Annotated in this window: 1 protein-coding gene; it reads left to right on the top strand. The window is 54.0% G+C overall.

All coding sequences use genetic code 11. The features are described 5' to 3' along the window. Positions 1-263 (top strand): hypothetical protein (locus ACLJNW_RS25895; protein ID WP_410961465.1); only part of this gene is annotated, 263 nt, incomplete at both ends.

Raw genomic sequence — 263 nt, 5'->3', positions numbered from 1 at the left:
AACCCCGGCAAGGTGATTGTCGATGATGCCGCGTCACCAACACAAGGCATTCTGCGTACGAATGACGGTTTTGCTATTCCGACCAAAAAGATTACACAATCCTTTATGAACGACGCAGTCGCGCACATCATCCGCACCGAGCACCTTGGCTTGATATGGTCCGCCGAGAGTGCGGCTCTGGGTGTGGAACCTCCTAAAGCCGACCAAATTTCTCCCCGCATCGAATTTACCGACCGGGACCCAAGTCCCGAGCTGCTTTACTC

This window comes from Salmonella sp. SAL4457, assembly GCF_046548235.1.
GTDB classification, from domain to species: domain Bacteria; phylum Pseudomonadota; class Gammaproteobacteria; order Enterobacterales; family Enterobacteriaceae; genus Salmonella; species Salmonella enterica.
This window is presented reverse-complemented; position numbering and strand designations above follow the sequence as displayed.